This is a genomic window from Pseudoalteromonas piscicida (assembly GCF_000238315.3).
Classification (GTDB): domain Bacteria; phylum Pseudomonadota; class Gammaproteobacteria; order Enterobacterales; family Alteromonadaceae; genus Pseudoalteromonas; species Pseudoalteromonas piscicida.
The window spans coordinates 1947920-1972873 of the sequence record NZ_CP011924.1; the positions used below are offsets into that span (position 1 = coordinate 1947920).

At 42.7% G+C, this 24954-nt stretch carries 22 protein-coding genes; 12 read left to right on the top strand and 10 right to left on the bottom strand.

Annotated features, from left to right (window positions below; genetic code table 11):
- Nucleotides 1–54 precede the first annotated feature (54 nt).
- The 3 genes from PPIS_RS09045 to PPIS_RS09055 are packed head-to-tail and all read left to right on the top strand — an operon-like array spanning nt 55 to nt 1062.
- Nucleotides 55–384 carry a hypothetical protein gene (locus PPIS_RS09045; protein WP_010378919.1) on the top strand — a complete coding sequence of 110 codons (330 nt, stop codon included), beginning with the start codon at nt 55–57 and terminating at the stop codon, nt 382–384.
- Between the two features lie 2 nt (nt 385–386).
- Nucleotides 387–824: a phage holin family protein gene (locus PPIS_RS09050; protein ID WP_010378916.1), complete on the top strand. Its 438-nt coding sequence runs from the start codon at nt 387–389 to the stop codon at nt 822–824.
- On the top strand, nt 808–1062 hold the full coding sequence (locus tag PPIS_RS09055; protein WP_010378914.1) for a hypothetical protein: 255 nt from the start codon (nt 808–810) through the stop codon (nt 1060–1062). Before PPIS_RS09050 ends, PPIS_RS09055 begins: the two co-directional genes overlap by 17 nt.
- Nucleotides 1063–1089: 27 nt before the next feature.
- Here PPIS_RS09055 and PPIS_RS09060 read toward each other — a convergent pair whose 3' ends face one another.
- The 6 genes from PPIS_RS09060 to PPIS_RS09085 form a co-directional block, all read right to left on the bottom strand.
- On the bottom strand, nt 1090–3042 hold the full coding sequence (locus PPIS_RS09060; RefSeq protein WP_010378910.1) for a response regulator: 1953 nt from the start codon (nt 3040–3042) through the stop codon (nt 1090–1092).
- A gap of 113 nt (nt 3043–3155) precedes the next feature.
- Nucleotides 3156–3605, bottom strand: a complete 450-nt coding sequence (locus PPIS_RS09065; protein WP_010378908.1) for a response regulator — start codon at nt 3603–3605, stop codon at nt 3156–3158.
- The gene (locus PPIS_RS09070; RefSeq protein WP_010378906.1) at nt 3595–5079 is read right to left on the bottom strand and encodes a sensor histidine kinase; all 1485 of its coding nucleotides are present in this window, start codon (nt 5077–5079) and stop codon (nt 3595–3597) included. The genes PPIS_RS09065 and PPIS_RS09070 overlap by 11 nt, the downstream gene beginning before the upstream one ends.
- Nucleotides 5076–5291: a histidine kinase gene (locus PPIS_RS09075; protein ID WP_010378905.1), complete on the bottom strand. Its 216-nt coding sequence runs from the start codon at nt 5289–5291 to the stop codon at nt 5076–5078. The genes PPIS_RS09070 and PPIS_RS09075 overlap by 4 nt, the downstream gene beginning before the upstream one ends.
- A 15-nt stretch (nt 5292–5306) precedes the next feature.
- Nucleotides 5307–6710, bottom strand: a complete 1404-nt coding sequence (locus PPIS_RS09080) for a sigma-54-dependent transcriptional regulator (protein ID WP_021032594.1) — start codon at nt 6708–6710, stop codon at nt 5307–5309.
- Nucleotides 6711–6790: 80 nt separating this feature from the next.
- The gene (locus tag PPIS_RS09085; protein WP_010378901.1) at nt 6791–8401 is read right to left on the bottom strand and encodes a diacylglycerol kinase family protein; all 1611 of its coding nucleotides are present in this window, start codon (nt 8399–8401) and stop codon (nt 6791–6793) included.
- Between the two features lie 360 nt (nt 8402–8761).
- On the opposite strand from PPIS_RS09085, the gene PPIS_RS09090 reads away from it, so the two are divergent.
- Together PPIS_RS09090 and smrA are read left to right on the top strand one after the other, a co-directional pair.
- Entirely contained in the window at nt 8762–9001 is a 240-nt protein-coding gene (locus PPIS_RS09090) for a hypothetical protein (protein ID WP_010378899.1), read from the top strand.
- A 108-nt stretch (nt 9002–9109) separates the two neighbouring features.
- Nucleotides 9110–9691: a DNA endonuclease SmrA gene (gene smrA, locus PPIS_RS09095; protein ID WP_010378897.1), complete on the top strand. Its 582-nt coding sequence runs from the start codon at nt 9110–9112 to the stop codon at nt 9689–9691.
- A 27-nt stretch (nt 9692–9718) separates the two neighbouring features.
- On the opposite strand, the gene PPIS_RS25615 is transcribed toward smrA, so the two are convergent.
- Together PPIS_RS25615 and PPIS_RS09100 are read right to left on the bottom strand one after the other, a co-directional pair.
- Nucleotides 9719–9853, bottom strand: coding sequence for a hypothetical protein (locus tag PPIS_RS25615; protein WP_010378895.1), 135 nt, complete (start codon nt 9851–9853; stop codon nt 9719–9721).
- Between the two features lie 136 nt (nt 9854–9989).
- Nucleotides 9990–10916, bottom strand: a complete 927-nt coding sequence (locus tag PPIS_RS09100; protein ID WP_010378893.1) for a 2-hydroxyacid dehydrogenase — start codon at nt 10914–10916, stop codon at nt 9990–9992.
- 116 nt (nt 10917–11032) lie between these two features.
- Between PPIS_RS09100 and olsF the strand changes: the two genes are divergently transcribed.
- From olsF to PPIS_RS09130, 6 genes are all read left to right on the top strand, one after another.
- Entirely contained in the window at nt 11033–12754 is a 1722-nt protein-coding gene (gene olsF, locus PPIS_RS09105) for a bifunctional ornithine lipid synthase OlsF (RefSeq protein ID WP_010378890.1), read from the top strand.
- A gap of 83 nt (nt 12755–12837) precedes the next feature.
- Nucleotides 12838–13320 carry a TlpA family protein disulfide reductase gene (locus tag PPIS_RS09110; RefSeq protein ID WP_010378887.1) on the top strand — a complete coding sequence of 161 codons (483 nt, stop codon included), beginning with the start codon at nt 12838–12840 and terminating at the stop codon, nt 13318–13320.
- Nucleotides 13321–13429: 109 nt separating this feature from the next.
- Complete coding sequence (locus PPIS_RS09115) at nt 13430–15493, top strand: TonB-dependent receptor plug domain-containing protein (RefSeq protein ID WP_010378884.1); 2064 nt, start codon at nt 13430–13432, stop codon at nt 15491–15493.
- Between the two features lie 60 nt (nt 15494–15553).
- Nucleotides 15554–15832, top strand: a complete 279-nt coding sequence (locus tag PPIS_RS09120; RefSeq protein ID WP_010378882.1) for a peptidylprolyl isomerase — start codon at nt 15554–15556, stop codon at nt 15830–15832.
- A gap of 94 nt (nt 15833–15926) precedes the next feature.
- Nucleotides 15927–16190 carry a GrxA family glutaredoxin gene (locus tag PPIS_RS09125; protein ID WP_010378880.1) on the top strand — a complete coding sequence of 88 codons (264 nt, stop codon included), beginning with the start codon at nt 15927–15929 and terminating at the stop codon, nt 16188–16190.
- 129 nt (nt 16191–16319) lie between these two features.
- Complete coding sequence (locus PPIS_RS09130) at nt 16320–18143, top strand: DEAD/DEAH box helicase (RefSeq protein ID WP_010378878.1); 1824 nt, start codon at nt 16320–16322, stop codon at nt 18141–18143.
- Nucleotides 18144–18216: 73 nt separating this feature from the next.
- Here the strand turns inward: PPIS_RS09130 and PPIS_RS09135 are convergent, their stop codons facing one another.
- Nucleotides 18217–19041: a M90 family metallopeptidase gene (locus tag PPIS_RS09135; protein ID WP_010378876.1), complete on the bottom strand. Its 825-nt coding sequence runs from the start codon at nt 19039–19041 to the stop codon at nt 18217–18219.
- 303 nt (nt 19042–19344) lie between these two features.
- On the opposite strand from PPIS_RS09135, the gene PPIS_RS09140 reads away from it, so the two are divergent.
- Nucleotides 19345–21681, top strand: coding sequence for a helicase-related protein (locus PPIS_RS09140; protein ID WP_010378874.1), 2337 nt, complete (start codon nt 19345–19347; stop codon nt 21679–21681).
- A 109-nt stretch (nt 21682–21790) separates the two neighbouring features.
- On the opposite strand, the gene PPIS_RS09145 is transcribed toward PPIS_RS09140, so the two are convergent.
- A complete protein-coding gene (locus tag PPIS_RS09145; protein WP_010378871.1) occupies nt 21791–24715 on the bottom strand; it encodes a TonB-dependent receptor domain-containing protein in 2925 nt (974 codons plus the stop codon).
- Between the last annotated feature and the right edge of the window lie 239 nt (nt 24716–24954).

Sequence of the window (24954 nt, forward strand, 5' to 3'; positions counted from 1 at the left end):
GTTGGCAAAGGGTTTGCAACAAATACAGTGAACTAAACGAATAAGGAGTAGTTTATGAGTAATCAAGCAAACCAAACACAGACAAGTAACACAGCAAAACCACAGTCAAATGGCCATGATTCTAGTCACCCAGTTACGGATCAAATTGCAGATACATTACATGCGTCAGTAGATTCACTGCACGCTTCAGCGTCTCGCACTGAAACCTCGCTGCGCGAAAAAGGCCATAACTCAGGCGAAGCCATTGGTGCCAAGCGTAAAGAGTGGGAACGTGCGTGGAATACATCTGGTGTGAAAAAGTATGCAACGGAAAACCCAGTAAAAACGGCTGGTATCGCATTTTCACTCGGTATGTTGGCAACTATGCTGTTAAGGAATAAGTAATCATGCAAGACCAAGCTCAACTAAGAGACCGTCAAGCAGCAGCTCACGAGCGCACGCCAGCGCTCGCTGAACTTAAAGATTCTGTGTCTCTATTATTCGACAGTTATCAGCAAATCGCGGAAGCACAAATTAACCTATTAGGTGCCAAGTTCAGAGCTAATTTAAAAACTTTATGTATCGCGCTCGGGTTAATTCTGTTTTCTTTAATTTTAACGGCGATGGTATGGGGCAGCTTGCACGTGTTATTTGCTTACGCCTTAACCTATGCAGGCCTAAGCTGGTTTATTTCGGCGGGTATTGTACTTACTATCAATATCGCAATGATTTATTACTTGATCATCACAGGGCTAAAACTCTTTAATAACAGCATAAACGACCTGACGTCTGGGTTTTATACTCCAGTTGCGAAGCAGGAGGCAAGTAATGACGAAGCTCGCTGAATTCATCACTGATAAGTTGCACCAAGAAGTGGTGATAGAGAAGAAAAAGCTCATTACCGCTAGACATTTTAATCACCTTACCCAAGTGAAAGCCAAAAAAGTATTTACCGGCGCGATTAGCTCACCTCAAGGGTTAGGCTTCATGTTTATGTTTGGCGCACTCAGCGCTAAATATGGCAAGTTTGGTGCACTAAGAAAAATCGTACTACTACAAAGAATAGCGCAAGGTATCATTTAATTCCTTGCGCTATTCTTTGGTTCTTATCTAAACCAGCTTTTCTTTAATTTCTTTCAAATCCACCAGTGTGATTGGCTTTAATAACACTTCATCCACTTGTGACTCAGCCAACTTTTCCGGCTCTGGATCAAAACCACTTGCAATCACGATATGCTGATTAGGATCTTGTGCTTTAATCTCTCGCGCAAGCGTAAGCCCGGACTTATCGGGCAGACCTATATCCAGTAAAATCGTGTCAAAGCGCTCAGAACCAACAAAGTGCTGCCAACAAGTTTGCGCGCACTCAGCCGTAACCACATTCACTTGCAGTGAATTAAGTAACAGCTTAAGCAGGTTGCGTGTATCTGCGTCGTCTTCTACCACTAAAAACCGCAAAGTACCGGTAGTTTGCGCCATATCATCGCTAGATGTTGCCAATTCATCACTCAAGTAGTGTGCTAAATATTCACCTAACTCAGAGACATTAACAGGCTTACTCATCATATCGCTAAAGCCAAGCGCCACTAACTCTTCTTTTGTGCCTTTTTGAGCGGCCGCCGTTAGTGCGACAACAGGTAAGTCAATACCACGCTCTCTGAGTGCAACAATCGTATCTCGGCCATCCATTCTTGGCATGTGCAAGTCCATAAAGACTAAGTCATACTTATCAGGATTATCCTTAAGCATCGCAAGCGCTTCGATGCCATCGCCCGCAATTTCAGCGGTTGCACCGGTTTGACCTATCAGGGTGCGCAACAACATCTGGATCTCACTAATGTCTTCAACGATAAGGATATGCCCTTGCAAATCAGATGGAAGCGAGTTATCGGTCGCATTTTGGGTTTTATCTAGCATCAATGGCGCCAGAGTCATTCCATCGATAGTATCAAGATCAATACTAAAACCAAACTCACTCCCCTCTCCCAAAGTCGACTCAACCGCAAGCTCGCCTCCCATCAATTTAATGAGTGCAGAGCTAATAGCTAAACCAAGACCAGCGCCTTCATCCGTGCGCGTTGTGACGTTTTGTACTTGTTCAAAAGGTTTAAATATACGTTTAAGCTTCTCGCAAGGAATACCAATACCAGTATCAATCACCTTGAACTCAAGTTTTGCATCAGCCTGTAACGTGATCTCAACCTTCACGAAACCGGAACTTGTGAACTTAATCGCATTATAAATAATGTTGATAAGTACCTGCTTCAGTCGTGTTTTATCAATCTTTACATCTTGAGGAAGTGGCGTTTTAGCTTCAATACTAAAACTCAAGCCTTTCTTGGCCGCGGCCATTTTAAACAGGCTATATAAATCACTTAGAAAGCCATTCAAACACGTGCTTTGCTTATTTAGCTGTAACCGATTTTCATTTAACTTGGATAGGTCGAGTACATCATTTAATAAGTTAAGTAAGTGCTCGCTATTGTTATTGATTATAGAAAGCTCAGGCTTAACATTCTGCAACTCTTCCCGAGATAAGAGGAGATTGGTGTAACCTAAAATAGACGTTAACGGTGTTCTCAACTCATGGCTTAAATGTGCCAAAAAGCGGTCTTTTGCTCGACTGTCGGACTCCACTCGCAATCGCTCCAGGCGTTCACGTTCAAGTTCTTTGCGTGCCAAAGCATAGCGAATGGAACGAATAAATCGAGCGCTGCTTATTTCGGACTTAAGCACGAAGTCTTCAGCACCCGCTTTTAGGGCTTCGTTATCTAACACTTCATCTGATTGCCCCGTCAGCATGATTATCGGCGTATGAACCTGTCTCGCTCTGGCTTCTTTTAACACGCTCAAACCGGTTTGTGGGCCTAATTGATAATCCAATAAGCAGAGATCGAAGCCATTACTCTCCAGTGCTTCTAGCGCTTGATGGTATTGGCTTTGCCAAACGAGATTAAATTTAAAGTTAGGAATAGACTGTAAATAATCTAAGGTTAAAATATAATCGTCTTCGTCATCTTCAATGAGCAGCACATTGACTTCACTGACCGACTCCTTTGTCATACTAGCCTCCACAAATGAAGTGATATTAATTCGTTTGGGTCGTCACGTTATGTTGAAACAAGTATAGGACGACTTGCGGTGAGGTAGCGCTTGTTTGCACAAGCGCTATGGGATTAATTTGGCAGCTCTACTATTTCAATCCAGTACTTGCCTAAATGTTTCATCAAATCAACTAAACCATCAAAATCCACGGGCTTAGTAATGTAAGATGCAGCGCCTGAGTCATACCCTCTCAGTTTGTCTTCTTCCTCTTTGGAAGTAGTTAAGATAACCACGGGTATAGAGCGTAGTATTGGGTCTTTTTTGATTTCTTGTAACGCTTCTCTACCATCCATTCTTGGCATATTCAGGTCAAGTAAAATGAGGTTTGGTCTTGGGTATCGTTGTTTATCAGTAAACTCCCCCTCATTTCTCAAATATTCCAAAAGCTCAACCCCGTCCTTAACAAACTGAAATGCATTGAGTACTCGGCTTTCTTCTAAAGCGTCTTGAGCCAACAAGCGATCATCTTCGTCGTCATCCGCCATCAAAATATGGATCGGCTGAGTTTTTTTATAGTTCATTCTTCAGTTCCTGAATAATTGGTGCTGGTTCAGCGAGTAGTGTGATCGTGAATTTAGCACCCTTACCGTCTTCACTGGTCGCTGAAATCGTTCCGCCGTGTCGCTCAACAATGCGTCTACACACGGTTAAACCAATGCCAGTACCAGCATATTTTTTTCTGTCATGTAGTCGTTGAAAAGGCGAGAATATTTTCTCAGCATATTCAGCATCAAAGCCAACGCCATTATCTTCTACCACAAAAGTGTAAGCATCTTGACTCATCAATTGAGTGTTTTCAACCGCGATTGTAATAATCGGATCGCGCCCTTCTACTCTGAATTTAATAGCATTGGAAAGTAGATTTAAAAACAGCTGGTGTATTTGACTAGCATCACATTTTATTGTTGGTAACACGTCCGAGTTTACGCTCGCACTGCTGTCATTTACTGCAATTTCTAAATCGTCCAACACAAACTGTAAAACTTGGTTGAGATCCTGTTCTTCAAAAGGCTTTGCTCTGGTGGTAACTCGGGATAACTCAAGCAAGTCAGTGATAAGCGTTGACATCCGCTGTGCGGCACTCGTCATTCGAGCCAAATAATCCTTGCCCTTGTCATCAAGGTGCTCACCATAATTTTTTTCGATGCGATCGCCAAAAGCGCGGATCTTTCTTAGTGGTTCTTGCAGGTCGTGAGAGGCAACAAACGCAAAGTCTTCGAGCTCCCGGTTACTACGGTTTAGCTCTTCAGCATAATGTTCTAACGCTTCGGTACGCGCTTGCACCTTTTCTTCTAAATGATCGTTCGCTTTTTCTAACTCGCTCTTTGCTTTCTTTGCGCTGCGTAGATTGACGACCAAAAGTAGCAAAATAGCAAAAATCATCACGGCGCTCAGCAAAGTAAATACAACGATATTAACTTGCGCTTCTTTGCGGACACGTTTTAACTGATTCAGCTGAATGGTCCGGATGTCCACTTCTGCGGCCATGATTTGAGTGAACTCATCTCGTAGATCCCCACCTGATTCTGCAGCTCGGTCGAGTAGTTGAGCTTCGTTACCCATATCTGTATTACGTGCAACAATCACCGTACTTTGCAAAGTTTTAAATCGCGCTTTTACCCCTTCGATATAACGATTAATTTTTTGCTGCTGTACATCGCTTTCAGAGTGATTCTGACCAACTTTAGCTATGCTCTCATCAAGATTTTGCAATGCTTTTATAAAAGGTGCTAAATCGCCTTCTTTATTTGAGATTAAAAATGCCCGTTGTCCTGCCTCCGCATTTAACATCGCAATATGCAGCTGATCCAGAGATATCATTACTTCGCTGGTGTTTCGGATACTCTCTTGAACTTGGTTTAATTCTTTAACATTGTTAAAACCGATTAGGGCATTGGACGCTACAAGGCCAACACTCACAACAACCGCAAACCAGATAAAGTTAAGTTTATTACTTAAGTTCATAAAATAACTAAACTTGGACTCATTGTTCACTCATCATTTCCTTGCTCCACCAGCGTCTGTAACAGCTCGCTACACTCTTTGGTTGCTTTAATAATCGTATTTGCTATCTCGATTATCTGTTGTTGAGAATCAGGTTGTTCAGCGATAAGTTTGATCAACTCTGAATTCATTGAAATTTGATTCAAAGGCTTGCGTGCGTCATGCACTAACTTCGCGAGCGTACCTTGATCATGTTGTGTCATTGTTCCTCCCCGAAATTATGACTGTGTTTCTCCCTCATAGGCGTTTAAACGGTTGTAGAGCGTTTTTGTACTGATCCCAAGCATTCGCGCGGCCAGCGTCTTATTTCCTTCTACTGATTCTAACGTTTGATAGATCAATTCTCTTTCTACTTCTTCAATCGTTTTACCGGGCTTCATTTCAGGCGTTGGTACTTGAATCGCATTTGCTCTGCTTGAAGTGCCCACCTGTGGTGGAATTGAAGCGCGATTTAACTGCGCATGCTCCACCATGCGTTTCGCCTGCGCGAATGGTGAAGCGAAGTTCGCATCAAATACTAAGCTATGGTCATCGTGATCTGCCATAATATAGGCACGATGAATTGTGTGCTTGAGTTCACGCACATTCCCGGGCCAGTCATAGTCAACCAAGCGGCTCATATCTGCCGCCTTAATCACATACTGACTATTACCTGTTTTATTCAAACCCTGGAGAAAATGCTCGGCAAGTAATGGAATGTCTTCTTTTCTCTCTCTGAGCGGTGGAATGTGGATTGGAAATACCGCTAAACGGAAATAAATGTCTTCTCGCAGTACGTCATTGGTAGCGATATCCTCGACACTACGGTTAGTCGCCGATATTACCCGGCAATTTACTTTTATCGGCTTTGTGCCACCGACTCGTGTCACCGTGTGTGTTTCAAGTACACGTAGTAAGTTTGGCTGTTGCTCGATTGGCATTTCGGTTAATTCATCCAAAAACAAAGTGCCATTCTCTGCTTGTTCAAATACTCCAACTTTTTGAGCATTTGCTCCCGTAAACGCGCCTTTTTCATGACCAAATAGTTCGCTACCGATCAAGTCTTTCGGGATTGCACCACAGTTTACGTTAACCAAATCCCCTGTCACTGTGCTAGCATTGTGAATTGCGCGGGCAAACATTTCTTTACCTACACCGCTTTCCCCCATCAACATCACATTAGCGTCGGTACCTGCCACGCGCTCTATCATCTTATATAGATGTTTCATTTTGGCAGACTCGCCCAGCAACACACCAAAATGCGCTTGACTTTCGGTTCGCTTGGGTTTGTTCTTGGAAGGGCTTAACGCATTTCTAAAATCATCTGCGTCAACGGGCTTAGTGAGATAATTCAATCCATCATGACAAAGCTGCGACAATGCTGACTTTACTGATGGATGTCCCGTAACCATAGTTATTGGTGTACGGATCCCTGCGGCTCTAATTTCATCAACTAGATGTAAACCACTGCCATCTGGCAGCATAAAATCAAGAAAGATATGATCAAAACTTTGCGTTTCTAGCCATTGTCTGGCCGATGCCAAGTCATTCGCTAAGCACGCGTCATGGCCCAGATATTCAACTATACGGCAAGCCAGCTCTGCAAAATCATGATCATCATCTACTAATAAAACGGTTTTCAATTGAGTCCCTCTCTCAATGCTCCAATAGTGTTTCCACTTTTGATTTTTATCTCGCACACTAATGAATGGCCGCAAAATGCCTAATTCGGAACCATTACGTTCAGCGCGTGTTTCTGGATCACTATTTCAATACTTTTTGCACTAAGCACTTCACCATCTAGTGCAAAGTGTTGTTCTTGTTCAAATTCTATGTTTATCTTTTCGCACTGCTCGGTGCGAATATTAGAAGGTTTGCCGTCCAATTTAGGTAAAATAAGTTCAGCTACCGTAAGATTCTGCGCACCATCCGGTTCAACCGGTAAAATCGTAATATCTAGTTTGCCATCGTCATAGATTGGCCCTCCATGACCTTGAGCAAGAATTGTGGTTTTTGGTGCTGCATTCGCTACAACCAGACTAACACATTCTAACTGAGATTGCTCAGCGCCATCAAAGCTCACTCTAAAATTTAGGGGCTTATTCTCACTTACCGCCTGCCAAAGGCCTCGAATATAGGCTAATTGCCCCGAGTTATTTTTTTCTTCACGCCCAGCCTTTTCTATCATTTCCTGACCAAAGCCAACGGCCGCCGCTAAAAGCGCGGTGCGGCCATTACAGTTCATTAGATCAATAGGCTTAGGTTTACCCGCTAAAATTGCTTCACAAGCGCGGTTGATAGGATCTATCTTGGACAGTGAACCGAGTAACACGGTCGCTAAGGAATTTGCAGTACCTAAAGGCAATATACCAAACAGTACATCGTTTTCATGAACACCATGGGCGACGCTTGCTAATGTGCCATCACCGCCCCCTGCTATGATGATATTTGGCTGTTTATCAGACATGATTTGTTTAGCTAAAGCCGCGACATCTGTCTCTTTCTCTGTAAAGTGAATCGATAAGTTATATTTTTCCGTCAGCATACCCACAATGTCATTTTCATAGGTAAACCATTTACCCGATCCTGGTACAGGGTTTATGACTAACGCCGCCTGCTCACTATGGGTAAAGTTTTGACTGTGATGTAGCTTTGTCATTCCCTTAAGTTGTTGCTTGTTTAACCTCGCCGTTTCACGGCGGTTTTGTATTTTTTCGAGTGCTTCACGGACGGTATAATCAGGGTTGGTTGCCAGTAAATAAGCAGTACAAAAGAACACTGAGCGTCCTCGACCTAACGCACAATGCACTACAACCTTCCGTTTTAGTTCGTGCTGCGCTGCTATCCATGCCATGCCATGCGCTAACTGTTCAGAGGTAGGCGCTTGATGATCTAACACTGGAATATTGAGGTAGTGTAAGCCTTGCTGTTCTGCTGACCAGTTTAACCCATCGAACTCAGCAGTTACGTCTAAAATGGCTTCAATCCCTTCCGCCTTAAGCATATCCACATCGCTTGGAAATAACCGACAAGCAACAAATAAATTATCTGTAAGCGGCTGAAATGCATCAACAACATCTCTACCTCTTTCAATTGCATTGTATAAATGTACACAGCCTAAGTAAGGCCAAAATAGCCAGGTTATATACCAAGGAATTTTGCCTGTACCGTGCTTTCTAAATATGTGCGGATAGTTGGTTGCATAAGCAAAAGTAACTAAAGAAAAAGAGACGGTAAACCACGCAAGCGGCAACATTAGCCAAGATCCAATACTGTGGATCGTGAGTGAGGCTAAACAGAGACTTGCAAACAGGTAGTACTTAAGCATTTTCATTGCCTTTCCTTAATTATTTTTGTCGCCTACGGCTTTTTATTATCGCCTTATGCGGAACTCTCTTAGGTTTGTACATATGTAACTAAGTATAGATATGCATTTATTAATCTGCGCTGATTCATCAACTTGTTTATGATAATCATGAAGATACTTAACTATAGCTGAGACTATTCACAAAGAAATAAAAAGTGCGTCTGGGTATTTGTAACGACTTATGCAAGCGCTGCTACATAAGTATTCAGCCACCATTAATTCATTAAAATTTCTAATGTGAAAATCATAAAATTTATCAGTTGAATGAAGCATAAATGATCACCATAATGGCGATCCTTTAAACGCATTTGGAGAACCAAACAGACAATGGCAAACGAGCTCGACTGGCTACTTAACTTAATTTTACTTACTTTAGGTTTTGGTGCCTTTTTTATTAACCATAAAACGCTACTAAGAGTAGCTGCTGTGTGCGCATGTGGCGTACTTTTTATCTCGTTTAGCCTTGATCTGATGAACACCAGTGTAATTTCTAACCTTAGCTTGATTTTGATAAATACTTTTTATCTATTCAAAGTCTATACCTTTGGTCAGCTGGAAGTTCACTAGTTCTTTGCAGTAACTAGTTCCTAGCGACTAGTTCCTAGCGACTAGTTCCCTATTTCACTTCGGTGCGCTAAAATCATGGCCATCATTGCTTGTTAATGGAGAAGCAGTATGGCCATGACTGATGAAGAACTATTTTTAGCTTCAATGGGCGACGTCACTCCTCTCGCTCACGACAAAAAAGCAGAATTACGCCGTCACAAAAACGAACCAACTATTTCGCAACTCGCAAAACGCGAGGCTGCCGAACAAGAACTTGAGTTTGATCCTAATTACTTATCCACAGAATACGTTGATCTATTAGATCCGCACGATCTACTCGCCTATAAAAAAAGCGGCGTCCAAGATGGTGTATACAAAAATCTCAGATTAGGTAAATACCAAGTTGATGCTACCTTAGACTTACATGGCAAACCATTTCATGATGCCCGCAAAGCCTTGTTTGACTTTGTTACAGATTGCCATGCAAAAAGCATCCGAGTATTGTTATTAAGGCATGGTATCGGTTTAAACAGTAAACCCTTTCCCGCTGTACTGAAAAGCTATACAAATAAATGGCTGCAAGAAATGCCACAAGTGTTGGCATTTCACTCTGCATTAAAATGCCATGGTGGTAGCGGCTCTACTTACGTACTACTAAGAAAGAGTGATGAGAAAAAACAAGAAAATAGAGAGCGTCACGCTAAACGCTAAAAAACAAAAAGCCGAGTAAAACTCGGCTTATTTGCTATTTGCGGTGGGTGTCGTCCCCTGAAGTTCACTTGCACTCGCTTGATTAAACCAAGCTGATACACCTAACAAAATAACCGAAACCACAACAAGTGATAATTTCGCGCCACCTTGACTTTGCTTCATGGGTTAGACCTTTTTATTATTGTTTTTTTGTTAAATTAATGCATCATTCATAAACACTCAAGATGTTTTTTTATACAGTAGTTTACACTATTCTCTTTACACCCTACTCTGTGGCTAATTACAACTATTTAATCAATTAGTAACCCTGCTTTTTATGAACTAAATGAACAAGTGCTTTGCCCTCCTGCATCGCTAAATAGTTGTTAGCAATTTGCTGAGCTGCCGTATTCAAACTGGTTAATGCGGCAACATGTGGAGTAATACTAATGTTTGGCTGCTGCCAAAAGGCATGTGATGCAGGGAGTGGCTCTGTATCAAATACGTCTAAAATAGCCCCGCCAAACGTCTCAGCCGCTAACGCATTGAGTAAATCCGCCTCGTTCAGATGGCCACCTCTTGCGACATTAATGAGAACGCAATGATCTGGCGCGAGTGCAAACAGCTGGGCGTTCAATATCCCTTTGGTATGTTCAGTCAATGGTAGAAGGCACACAAGATAATCAATGTCTGAAAGAAAAGCTGCTAGCTCATCTTGCCCACTGAAGTGCTCAATATTGTCCAGTTGTTTTGCAGAGCCGGACCACCCTTTGATGTTAAATCCATTTACGTGTAGCTTATGCGCGACCGCAAGGCCAAGTTGCCCCATCCCCATAATACCAACCAAGCGACCAGCTCTTGCGCGCCTAGGCTTCCATATTTGCTGAGATTGATTGTGGCCGTACTCTCTTACTCTAAGCTTATGACTTAATAGTTGGCCTAATACATATTCAGCCATATCATCCGCTAAATTTGGGTCAACGATACGCGCAACTTCTACATCTGGTGGTAACAGCTGCATCGGAATGCTATCAACACCGGCACCGTAGGAATGCACTACTTTTAAATTAGGAAGCTTTGACCATAGCGTCTCTGGCGCATTCCATGCCAGCACAAACTCGACCTCCTTTAATAAGCTAACATCATCAACGGGCCATTCAAGCAAGCTTTGCTGCGGCAACAGAGCTGCTAGCTTAGCAACTAGCTTGTCATTATTACGACCAGTAACACAAATAAGTAAAGCCATATTGTTCCTTTATTCTCTCGACACGCTATCACTGCAAAATAAATGACATACCAATGCAACATGCTTGTCATTAATAGTTTTTACTCTTGCAAAAAAGCGCCAACAGATGATGAAAAATGATCAGTGTAGATAAAGTCATTGAAGCAAATCTTCCACAACTTGAAAACTCCCCAAAGGTAAAAGGTTTAGTAAAAAAAGGGCTTGGTTATCTCTTGCATGAGCAAGAGTTTGTCGCGTTTGCTGACACCTACCCTCATTTGCAAGGACTCGAGTTTCTTGAACAAGTGCTCGATGAGTTAGATTTTGACGCTCGCTTTAAACCAAAGCAAATAGAGCATATCCCAAGCGAAGGTCCAGTGGTGATCGTCGCAAACCACCCTATTGGCTCTTTAGATGCACTGGCACTAATCAAAGTGCTGGCGCAAGTACGGCCTGACTTAAAGGTTGTTGCTAACCGGATGTTGATGTCGGTTACACCAATGCATCCCCTATTACTGCCTGTTGATAACCTCTCAGGAACCAGTAAAAAACAAGAGCTGGCAAACATTCACAAGCATTTAAAGTCTGAGGGAGCGCTACTTATCTTCCCAGCTGGTGAAGTTTCTCGCTTAAGCCCAACCGGTATTAAAGACTGCAAATGGAACTCTGGCTTTTTAAGAATGGCTAAAAAAGCCAATTGCCCCATTCTACCCATTTTTATCAAAGCGAAAAACAGTCCGCTCTTTTACGGCACCAGTATGATTTATAAGCCTTTAGCCAGTTTATTATTGGTCAAAGAGATGTTTAAACAAAGGCAAAAGTCGCTAGAATTTGAAATAGGCGCCAGTATTCCTCCAGAGTCTTATCTTATTGATAACCTTAAAGACAAAGAGATAGTCGCGCTTATTCGCAAACAACTTTATCGCCTTGCCAGTAAAAAGCCACTGCCACTCAAAACACAAACCCCTATTGCAGTTCCAGAAAATCGCAAAGAACTTAAAAAGGCAGTGGAAGCGTGCGAATGTATCGGTGAAACACCCGATGGCATGCAAATATACGTTTACCAATACACCGGCAGCTCGGTGATATTTAGAGAGCTTGGACGCCTTAGAGAAATTGCCTTTAGGGCCGTGGGAGAAGGAAGTGGTAATCGTCGTGATATCGATAAGTACGATATGCACTACCACCATTTGTTGTTATGGGACACGAAACAACTTGAGCTAGTGGGTGCCTATCGCCTTGCAAGTGCCAAGCAAGTGATAGAAGAACACGGGCAAGCCGGGCTTTATACCGACAGCTTGTTTTCGTACAGTGAAGCCATGACCCCATACTTTGAAAAAGGCCTCGAACTTGGTCGCAGCTTTGTGCAGCCCAAGTACTGGGGTCGCAAGAGCCTAGATTACCTGTGGTATGGGATCGGTGCATTCGTAAAGCGCTACCCAGAACACCGTTATATGTTTGGTGCAGTCAGCCTTTCAAACGCGTTACCGGATGAAGCAAAAGCCATGTTGGTGTATCACTACCAACATTACTTTTCAAACCTTGCAGGTATCGCCACGCCGAACAACGAAATGAAGCTAAGTAATGATCAGCTTAACCGTTATCAACACATGTTTAGTGGCGATGACATCAAAGAAGATTTCGCAGAGCTCAAACATATTCTTGCTAATATGGGTGCTCAAGTCCCTACATTATTTAAGCAATATACGGAGCTTTGCGAAGAGCAAGGCGTGAATTTTCTGAGCTTTAGTATAGATCCTGATTTTAATAACTGCATCGATGGTCTGGTACTCGTTGACTTAGCGAAATTAAAAGAGCAAAAAGCGAAACGCTACCTAGGCGACAACCCGTACGGTTAAGCTCAAATACATTGATCCGCTGTAATAAAGATCGCTACACTGCGGTCTTTATTGTTGCTTACTGTTATCACGGGATCATTTGTATGCTCAAACTACTTGGCCAAGCCTTCATCATTGTGCTGGTGTTCTTCGCCGTCTCAGCCTATCAAGAAAGAAACATGCTTGCCGACTCGGGAGAACAAACGGCGCCGCCATTTCACCTACCCATTTTACAATCCAAGCAAACTTATTCCTCTATTCAGCTTAAAGGTCAACAAAGTATCGTGTATTTTTTTGCGCCTTGGTGCGGCGTATGTCGAGTGAGCATGCCGAATATTGATAAACTACATCAGCAAGGCAAAGTCAAAGCAGTAGCGATTGCGTTGGATTATCGTTCCACCGAAGAAGTAACAAAGTTTGTCAGCGATCTACAATTAGACATGCCCGTCTTACTCGGCAATCAGACCACGGCACAAGCGTACAAAGTGCAGGCTTACCCTACCTATTATGTACTTGATGAAGACTTCAAAATAACCGAGCGCTCTGTTGGTTACTCATCCGAGATAGGGATCCGAGCGAGATTGTAAGAAACCTAAATAAACCGCTTACAGTTAATTACGACTCTCTGAAATTAATCAACAATTATTTCGTTTAGGCTAACGCACATCTTAACAAAGGATGAATAGGAAGCCGACCATGCGCCACGCCCCACACTTTACGCTCAGTAAAATTTCACTCCTCGTGCTCTGCACTACCCTTGGCAATCATGCATTAGCCGATGAGGAGAAAATTGAACACATCGAAGTTATTTATAAACGCAGCTCAGTTATTTCAGAAATTACCGAAGATGCGCAAAAACTTGTAGACATGCCAGGAGCCATGGGCGACCCGCTCAGGGCTGCTTTTGCTCTACCTGGCGTTGTTGCTGCGGGTGGTTCTATGGGCGCACCTGCCGTGCGAGGTTCTTCTCCTGACGACAATATCTTTGAAGTGGACTTTATGCCCGCAGGATATATCTTTCACGATTTCGGCAGCTCTATTTTCAACCGCAATACAATTCAAGATTTTCAGCTGAATTCTGCCGGATTTGGTACCAGTTACAGCAATGCCACTGGTGCCGTGTTTGACGTCACGCTGCGTAATCCAAAATACCAAAATATTGCCACCACACTTGATTTAACCATGTTTAACGCAGGTATTTTTGTTGAAGGTAAAGCAACTGAAAATTCTGCATTCTATGTGTCAGCAAGAAAAAGTACCCTACCGCTGTTTTTCAGTGATGGCGAGGAGCTTGAGGACGATGATGGCAAGCCAACAGGGATCACCATTAACGATCCACCGGATGATCACGATTACCAAGCCAAGTGGCTGTGGGATATCAATGCAAATAATACCTTAACGGTAAATATCAATGGCGCGGAGGATTCGGTTGCGGCTGGGTTTTCAGGCGCGTCAGATCTTGCCCTTAAAACCCCAGAATATCAGGGCGATGCTCGCTATATTCGTAAATTTAATAGTCAGAACATATTGTGGGACCACTACGCCAAAGACCTACATATTCGCGCAGGCGTCGGTTATCTCAATCACCAAGCCACTATGCGCTATGGTCAACGCGCGACTTTATCTGATGGCTACTTTGAAAATTTTGAAGAAGAACAACTCAGTTATAAAGTACGAGCCAGTTATAAACTAAATAAAGAGCAACGTGTCATTGCAGATGCCGGCTACTACGACAAAAAATCCACCTACCGCTACGATGCTTTTAACTATGTTTGCACCGAGTTTGACCCCGACTGTGACCTAAATAAAGGAGAAAGGATTAAGGGCACATCGAGTGCTGGAACAGATTCTGCCTTTATTGGGGTTAATCACGTTTGGCAATTTTCACCAAACTGGCAAAGTGAATTAGGAATAGTGGGTGAATATTATGACTACAGTGATGAGACGATTGTCCATCCACGCCTTGCGCTCAATTACTTCTATAACGATGACACAGTGATCTCAGCCAAGGCTGGCACTTACACCCGCATTCAAGACCTTGAATACATATTACCTGTTGTTGGTAACCCGGAACTTGAAGCTCAGCGTTCAACTCACTATACCTTAGGTTTTAAACAGGAGTTGGATAATGAGTGGTCATATTCCGTCGAGACCTATTATAAAACCATGGATGACCTGCCAAAAAGTGCCCCCTTATCTCAAGTAAACTATATCAATGGGACTTCCGGTACAGCCTACGGTGTTGATTTTATTGTTAACAAAAACAAAACCGATGACTGGTATGGTTGGATTGCTGTAAGCCTTGCAAAAAGTGAGCGTGAGGATGAGCTAACTGGCATTAAGCGTGACTATTATGCCGATACCCCTTTTATTCTGAATGCCGTGTTCCACTATGACTTTGGTGGAAAGTGGTCTGGAGGCTTTAACTTTACCGCTCGCAGCGGTCAAGCCTATACCCCAATTGTGGGTGTAAAAGAGAATCCTGAATTTGCGAACCGCTACTTGCCTGTGTATGGCGACCCATTCTCAGAGCGTTTTGACACTTATCACCGCCTAGATATTCGTTTTGAACGCAAAACAGAATTATTTGGTCTCGATGGCAAGCTAATTTTGGAGCTAATGAATGCATATGGCCAAGACAATACTGCCTATGTTGACCTTGACTACGATAGAGTCAAATCAATCAATGATTTATATATAGAAGAGGAAAGCGATGACTTTGAAATGCGTCCTTCTATTGGCTTCAGCGTAACATTTTAACTTGCCATAGGCGCGCAAGCTCTGCATGATCGCATTTATTTTTATAATGAGAGTCCCTTCATGCCTAAAGCGTGCGCCTATCATATTTTAGTAAAAACCGAAAAAGAGTGTTTAGACATCAAAGCCAAACTAGCCAAAGGTGCTGACTTTGGCAAATTGGCTAAACAACATTCCCTTTGTCCTTCAAAAAAGCGCGGTGGCGACCTTGGTGAGTTCAATAAAGGGGATATGGTGAAGGCCTTTGACGATGTGGTATTCAAAAAGCCGTTATTTGAAGTGCACGGCCCTGTGAAAACCAAGTTCGGCTTCCACTTGATCAAAACCGTCTATCGGAGTTAATCGCTTTTTTGGATTAATCTCATCATTTTAACTTAATTTACCTTCATGATTAATCCTCTATACTGAAGCTAACCGTTTAGAGGAGAAAAAGAATATGTTTACTGTTATTTTTGGTCGTGAAGGTTGCCCGTTTTGTGTTCGTGCAAAAGAAGTGGCTGAGCGTTTAACGCAAGAGCGCGATGACTTCAATTTTCGCTATGTTGACATTATCAAGGAAGGCGTAAGCAAAGCCGATCTTGAAAAGTCAGCGGGTAAACCTTGCCCTACCGTACCACAGATTTTTATCGACCAAGATCACATTGGCGGCTTTACTGAATTTGAAGCCTATGCAAAAGCAAATTTAGGCCTTTACCAGTAAATTAGCAAAATCACATAGATTAAATTTTAACCAATATCAGGCACATATAAAATAGTGTGATTTTATGCAAGCTTTTATTTTATCTTTCCTGTACAATGCGCGCCTCTTTAAAATAGTTGAGGCGCATTAATGTCAGAACCAGTTACGTTTGAATCTTTAGACCTTTCTCCTGCAATCTTAAAAGCAGTCGAAGAGCTGGGATATAAAACACCTTCTGAGATCCAAGCTCAATGTATACCGTTATTGCTAGAAAGAAAAGACGTACTGGGACTAGCGCAGACGGGTACAGGTAAAACGGCAGCATTTGCACTGCCATTGTTAAACCAAGTAGACGCATCCGTTAAACAACCGCAAACTCTTGTGCTTACGCCAACGCGTGAGCTAGCTATTCAAGTTGCTGAAGCATTTCAGCAATATGCTAAATATACTAAAGGCGTTGAAGTACTAGCGCTTTATGGTGGTCAAAGCTACGGCATTCAGCTAAGTGCTCTACGCCGTGGTGCCCAAATTATTGTGGCAACACCAGGTCGTTTGATTGACCACATCAACCGCAAGACGATTGACCTTTCTGGTCTAAACGCACTTGTACTTGATGAAGCAGATGAAATGCTACGCATGGGCTTTATCGATGATGTTGAAAGCATCATGGAGAAAACACCGGAAGAGAAGCAAACTTGTTTGTTCTCTGCGACTATGCCTAAGCAGATCCAATCAATCTGTAATAAGTATTTAGACAACGCTGAACAAGTTAAGATCACACCGCGTAACTCTACAGTATCTACGATCGAGCAAGTTTACTGGCGTGCAACTGCACACAAAAACAAAGCGATCGTACGTTTCTTAGAAGCGGAAGATTACGACGGTGCTATCGTGTTCGTACGTACACGTAATGACACTGTTCAGCTTGCAGAGCTACTAGAGCGTGAAGGCTTCTCAGCTGCACCGCTCAACGGCGACATGAACCAGCAGGCGCGTGAGCGCACAGTAGACCGTCTAAAGAGCGGCTTACTAGATATCGTTATCGCAACTGACGTTGCGGCACGTGGTCTTGACGTAGAGCGTCTAAGCCTGGTTGTTAACTACGATATCCCACAAGACTGTGAAGCTTATGTTCACCGTATCGGTCGTACCGGCCGTGCTGGTCGTCAAGGTAAAGCAATCTTGTTCGTGAAGAACAACGAGCGTTATTTACTTAAAAACATCATGCGCCATACGCGCTCTGATATTGCACAGGTTGAATTACCAAGTGCGAAAGTCGTTGAAGAAAAGCGTATTGGTGCATTAGAGACTAAGATCTCTACAGCGCTTGAGCACAAAGACATTGAGTTCTTCTCAAAAGTGGCATCAGGCCTTGCACAAAAGCTAGAGCTGAGCCAAGAAGACTTAGCAGCAGCGCTATTGTGTCTTGCACAGCAGCAAACGCCGCTGAAAGTTGAAGATATTCAAATTCAACAACGTGAGCGTAGAGAACGTGACGACCGTCGTGGCGAGCGTCGCGAAAGAGATGGTAGCCGTGGTGAACGTGGCGAGCGTGGTGAACGCAAATCTCGTAGCCGTGATCGTGCATCAGGTCCAATGGATACTTACCGCATCGAAGTGGGTCGTGATCATGGTGTTCAGGTTAAGAACATCGTTGGTGCTATCGCAAACGAAGCGGATATCTCAAGCAAGTTCATCGGTGAAATCCGTCTGTTCAATGAACACAGCACGGTTCAATTGCCGCAGAATATGCCAAGTGATGTACTTAGCCACTTCAAGAGCGTTCACATCTGTCAACGCCCTATGAACATGACTAAGAGCACTCACCCTGCTGACCAAGGTCAAGGCAGAGGCGAAGAGCAAAGAGACCGTAAGCGTAGCTTTAAAGACCCACGTAGTGGCGGTGGCGATAAACGCCGTCCTGAAGGTCAAAGAAGAGAAAAGCGCGAAAGAAAAGAAATTAGCTTTTCTTAATCGACGCTCTTAAGAAAAAACCGCTCAATTGAGCGGTTTTTTTATCTTAGCTAGTGTCAGTTATGCTTTAATGTTATTGCCAATCTCTTGGTTCAAACTGATAGTAGTCTTTTAACAAATTATATAGCTCTGGGTTTTCCTGTTTGAGTTCATGGGGCTTTTCAATAAAGGTTTCTGTGACCACGGCGAAAAACTCCGCTTCGTTTGTTGCGCCGTATGAATGAATAGCATGAGGCATATTGTAAGACAGCTGCATTTTTAAGTGCTTGTAGGCCTTTGATAGCACCCTCCCCCAGTCTTGGTAACTCATTCCTACAGGTAACGCAGGCGTTCCATTCGTCGCACCAGTTTGTTGGTCAAGTTGATGGGCGAACTCATGAAATACTAAGTTGTGACCATCCTCAGGCAATCGATTTCCCTCAAGTACATCGTGCCAACTCAGTACTAAAGTACCTCCAGGCCAAGACTCTCCTTGACGAACGGTTTGGTGAAAACTAACCAAACCAGCACCATCTCTAGCAGTTTGTGGCGCGTAATAGCTACTGGGATACAGTAATATTTCTTTGACGTTGGGATAGAGTGGCCAAGCTTGCTTAAGAACCAGTAAACAGGCATCTGCAGCAATAATTAAGGTCATCGGTCGTGACACCGTTAACCCATCCCTACCCAATACCCGCTTCTCGCCAAGAAACCAGACAATATGTTTTTCTAACTGTGTGCGGTCAGCATCTGTCATCTTACGATAGATAGGCATGTATTTTAGCAATACTTGCTTATCTGACGCGCTAAGTGTTTGATCTCGGTATTTCCTTTGCCACTGCAGTCTTTGAATTTTTTCCCAGTTCCAATACAGAGAAACAAATAGAATAAGGCCGACAATAAGCAATATTTCTATCATGGCTTTTGGCCTTTATAAAATAACCTAAACTAGGAATAATAACTTGTTCTCTAGCAGTTGTTATTCCTGACTACTGCGTTAAATTTGTTTGCAATAGGCTAGCTATTGACGCTCAAATTTGCCTTGTATTACGAAAGAACATCTGGCTAGAGTTGAATAATGTTAGAAAGCGTATTTTATATCAGTTCCCTAACTTCCTATTCCGAGTTCAGGTTGAATAATCTATCAAATATTAATTGGTACTGACTCCCACTTTTTCAAGCAAACTTTGGTACTATGGCGAAAAAATGCAAATGAACTGCTATGTCTTTACCCATTGAATCTTTACAGCCTCAGTTTACTCAAACACTAAACGAACAAAATGCGATTGTGGTATGTGCCACAACAGGCTCAGGCAAATCGACCCAACTTCCGCTTTGGGCCTCACAACATGGCAGAGTATTAGTCATTGAGCCTCGGCGTATTGCTTGTACCTCTTTAGCTGAATATGTTGCGGCTCAAAGTGGCTCACCGCTTGGTGAAAAGGTGGGCTTTGCTATTCGGTTTGAGGGGAAGTTTTCACCAGACACTCAGGTAGTTTATGTGACGCCTGGTGTAGCACTAAGATGGTTTTTTGAGAGCAAACTTGCAGAATTCAGCGCCGTTATGTTGGATGAGTTTCATGAAAGACGCTGGGACATGGACTTATTATTAGCGCTCTTAAGGCAGGCTCAATCACACAAACTAATTGTTACCTCGGCGACGTTAAACAGCCAAAAATTAGCCTCTTATTTAGACGCCCCGATCTTAGAGTCAGAAGGGTTCATTTACCCCGTTGAAGAGTGTTTTCACGCCTCTGATCCAAGAACTATGCCCCAGAAAGAGCAACTCGATACTCGCGTTTTTGCAGCTTGCCAATACGCATTGGAACATTGCCAAGGCGATATTTTAGTCTTTTTACCTGGCAAGGCCGAGATCCAAGCAAGCTTAGCTAAAGTAAAAACGCTGCCAGCGACTATCGTTGGTTTATATAGTGGCTGCAGTCCAGAAGCTCAGCGCATTGTATTAACCGCACAAAGTACACGTCGAATTATTCTCGCAACCAATGTTGCCGAAACCTCGCTCACTATTCCCAATGTCACTTGCGTGATTGACTCAGGGCTTGAGCGTCGTACTCATTTACGCCTTGGAAAAACCGTATTAGGCTTAGATGCGATTGCAAGAGATTCGGCAAAGCAACGTCTAGGACGTGCAGGACGCACGCAACCGGGACTATGTATCCGGTTATATGGCCAGTATGCGCCTTTGATAGACAGCACCCCGCCTGAGATCCAAAGAGAATCATTGGCAGAACTCGTGCTTGCGGCGGGCTGTGCAACAACAGGCGTCTCGTCTATTGATTTTATCGACCCACTCCCAGAAAGCTCACTAAATAAAGCTAAACAACAGCTAATTACATTAGAAGCCATTGATGAACAAAATATAGCAACTCCGTTTGGCAAGCTGCTGTACCCGCTGCCCGTCGATTTTGAGTTTGGTTATGTGATCCATAAACTGACCTCAAACACGCTACGCCAAGCGGCTATTGACCTAATTTCGCTACTGTCTGTACCAGCACGAGTCTACCAGCTACCGAATGATGTGGAGCGCTTAACAAGATTAAATAACCGATTTACTCGAGGCTCAGATATAGAAATCGCTATCGCGGTGGTGAGAGGACAAACTGAAGAATTAATTGATATTACGCCTGAGGCGCTCACAGAAGCACAGCAATTTAGCACGCAATTGCGTGAAGCATTTGCACTACCTCCTTTGGATAAAGCAGCCAGTTTTGATCATGACAAACTGGTCATTGAGTTAGCTAAGCTAATGCCACATTGGGTTTATATCAATAAGCAAAACCGTCGTAATGGTTTTAATAATGGCTTAGCTGAAGTCATACCTTCAAACCATACTCGCGTACCGGAACAGGCAGAAGCATTACTGGTATTAGATACTTTTTCACTCGCAAGTAAAGGTATCAAGCAAGCCAAGACACTCGCGATGTGTAATGCGCTACTAACGAAAAAGCAATTACTTGAAATGGGCCTCGGCAGCCAAACATTACGCTCAGCCTATATTGATAATGATGAGCTTTGGGGTGAGTTTATTACACATTACAGTGACGAGGTTTTAGGCCAACAAACTAAGCGCCTTGATAACCCCAAGGATGTTGTTTATGCCTTAGTATTTCTTATCCAAAATAATACGCTGTTTTCAGGTTTGGCCAAGCAAGTAGAAGCCAGTATTGAGCAGACTGCATTATTCTATCAATTCTACGAATGCAGTGAACTTGTGCCCACACTCGACTCGTTTTTAAGTGAGAAGCTAACGGCGCTTGGTATAGAAAGCTATGACGATGTAGAGCTAATCAGCGAACAAGACTTGCTATTCAATGAAGTTGAAACGTGGAAGTTAACACCATTTGTTGAAAAGTTCCCGCTAACCTGGTCAATTCCAGAGCTGACTATGGAAGTAAGCTATAACTTTAAAGGGAAAAGAATCGAAATTACTTATATCAGCGGTACAAGGAAAGAGGCACCAAAGAGGTGGGAACTGCCAGCCTGGAGTGGCTTCAAAATACGCTACCGTAAAGCGAGTAAAGTGGTCGATGTAAGTTAGAAAAGCCGTGTATTGATTCTAATGAAAATGAAAAGCGCCTAGAGTTACACTAGGCGCTTTGTTTTGTTCTCAGTACTAACCTGATGCTCTAGTTCTAGAGCATCTCAAGTTAGAACGTGTAAGAAGCACTTAAAGACAAAGTACGTCCGTAGATGTCAAAGAATTCACCATCATCATATGTATCAGGAGTTCTTGGAGGCTTAACGTCAAACAAGTTCTTAACACGAGCCGTTACTGTGAAATCTTCAGTAATATCAACACCAGCACGCACTTCAACTCGAGTATACGAAGACACATCGTTATAATTATTTGTTTCAGGCGTCCAGTCATTACGATCATTTACAGTAGCAGAGCGGTAGTTAACTGTTGCACCTACGAAATAAGTATCAGCCTGATATTTAATGTTTAGTCGGCCTTTCACACGAGGTGTACCAACTTCACCTGTGTAAATACGATAGTCTTCTAAACGACCAGTTGTATTTTCATCAGATAAAATATTATAAGTCGCAGTAAGTCCAGTAACAATCTCACCACCTAGTGCATCAAAGCGATATTGAGATTCAAAATCAACACCTTTTCTGTTGATTACTGCAGCATTCAGTGCTCTTTGATAGAATTCTGTGATTTCGCGAGTATTTGGGTCACGAATAACGTTAGGGCAGAACGGATTATCAAGTGATTCTGATTCATAGCAAAGTTCAATTACTTCTTCGTCGAAAGTTGCTAACGCACCAGAGATCTCAAATTCCCAATAATCTAGTGTAATATCAAAGCCTTCAATCTGGCTTGGTGAATAAGCAAAACCAACCGTTAAATCTTGAGACACTTCGTTCTCTAAATCTGGGTTACCATCAATATAACCTTTCAGTGAACCACCAGTTCTCCACTCTTGCGAAGGCTGGAAGTCGACTGGTACGCCATCAGCCGCACAGTTTTTCTTAATGTTATCGATATAACGAGATGTTGAGCTGCTAATTGACTCTGCGGTACATACGTCAGATCTTGTACCATAAGTTGTTGACTTATTTGTAAACAACTGACCTAAGTCTGGAGCACGTACAGATTTAGAGCGTGTAGCACGGAATGATAATTCATCATTCACAGTGTAGTTTACACCTAATTTCCAAGCGTTATCACTACCTGTTACAGAATAATCCATGTAACGATACGCAGTTTCGAGAGTCAGGTCTTGAATGTACTCCATATCTGTAATTAGTGGGATAGAGAATTCTACCGATGCTTCAGTTACAGAAATGTCTGCTTTAAAAGGCTGACTTGAATTGTTAAAGATCGTACCCGCTTGCATATTTTCGCTAGGAGTCGCTTCAGATTCGTTCTTTCTACGCTCTAGTGAGATTGCAGTTGAAAGTGGACCTGCAGGTAATTCGTATACAACACCATCGACAGTCACACCTGCAGAATACATTTCAGCGCTACGTACGTTAGACGCTTCAGTAAGAATGTAGCTTGCTTGTTCTGCTGTCAGATCCTGAATGTTCATTACATTCAATGGAGTACAACCTGCTAAAGCACCAACAACATTGCCATCTGCATCTCTGTCCGCACAAACAACATTGCCGTCAAGAAGTACAGCGTCAACAGCATTTGCTAGGTTTTGAGTGTATACTTCACCTTTCCAAACTGATTCGTTTTCGTTTTTACCATATTGAACATAGGCATTGTAAGCCCAATCATCAGTAATTAAACCATCAACACCAATACTGAAGTTCAATGACTCACGGTCTTGCGTAAACTCACGGTTACCTAGCTTATCTGACATTTGGTAAAGTGTTACGCTGGAAACAGGGCTAACTTCACCATCTGCGTTCTCATAGTTATCAAGCAAGTCTTTCATATCTTGCTTCATATAAGCATTGTCACGACGAATAGTATGTCTGTGGAAAGATGGTGATGACTCTGTTGCTGACTCTGACTTACCGTAGAAAACACCAGCAGTTAGTCTATGCTCATCAGCAAAGCGGTACTCGAAGTTTGTACCAAAAGTGATGCGCTCCAACGGCGTATTAAAGAATTCACGATAACCATGACGAATACCATCACCAGGGTTTTCATCTGTCTCGACGTAGTTTAATACTGGGTTTGCTGGATCAAAGTCAGGTAAACGTCCTTCGCCATAGTCAAAGCTTCTAATGTTGCCATTTGAATCGAATGTGTAGTTACGGTTATCAATCGTATCAGCATTAAATGGGCCTAGTAAGAAGTTACCTTGACTTGCATATAGTGCATAACCTTCACGACGTTCGTGAGAAAGCATACGTGGAATGAAGTCTGTATCTGTCTTATTTGCTGGATTTCTAAATGTTTCTACAGGCGTTCTGAAGAAATCACGATCCATCTTAGCTAGCGATTTTGCGTCGTTGTATTCTAGTGTAGAGATAAAGCTGAAATCGCTTCCCTCGTAGCCACCAGTAATTGAGATACTATCACGCTCACCACCAGATTGTTGTGGACGACGCGTATCTAATTGAACTTTAACACCGTCGAAAGAATTCTTAGTAACGATGTTAACAACACCTGCAACAGCATCTGCACCATATACAGCAGATGCACCACCAGTTGTTACTTCAATTCTGTCGATCATTGACGCTGGAATGTTATTTAAATCAACGGCATTATTTGTCGGACCTGAGCCAACAAAACGACGGCCATCAACCAAAACTAGTGTACGGCTAGACCCTAGGTTACGAAGGTTATAAGTGTTCAAACCACTCGCATAAATAGTATTTGTTGTTGTTTCTGGAGAGTTACCAACTTCACCAGCAGGTAAGTCGCGTAAAAGGTCATTTACGTTTGTAATACCTTGAGCAACTAATTGCTCGCCTGTAATTACTGTCACAGGTGTTGGAGATGTTAAGCCTTGACGCTTGATTTTTGAACCTGTTACTTGAATGCGCTCTACACCTGCTTCTGAATTTTCTTCAGCTAGCGCAGATGAACTTGCTACTGCAGCGGTAGCAGCTGCACCGAAAGCGATTGCTAAACGAACAGCTTTGCTTACTTTATTATTCAACATGATTGATCCCTGATTTTATTTTTATGTATAAAAAAACCTATTTAAAAACAACACCTTAAACACACTTAGATATCATTTTCAGAGTTGGTTAAGTTATCGTATCGATGGTTATACTACTTTTAGTACCAACATAGGGTCAACAATCATTTCATAAAATAAACCCAAAAAGGCATAATTTTAACATTAAATCCCACTTTTCCCTTTTGTTTTCATGGTGTTATAAATATAAAAATAAGTTC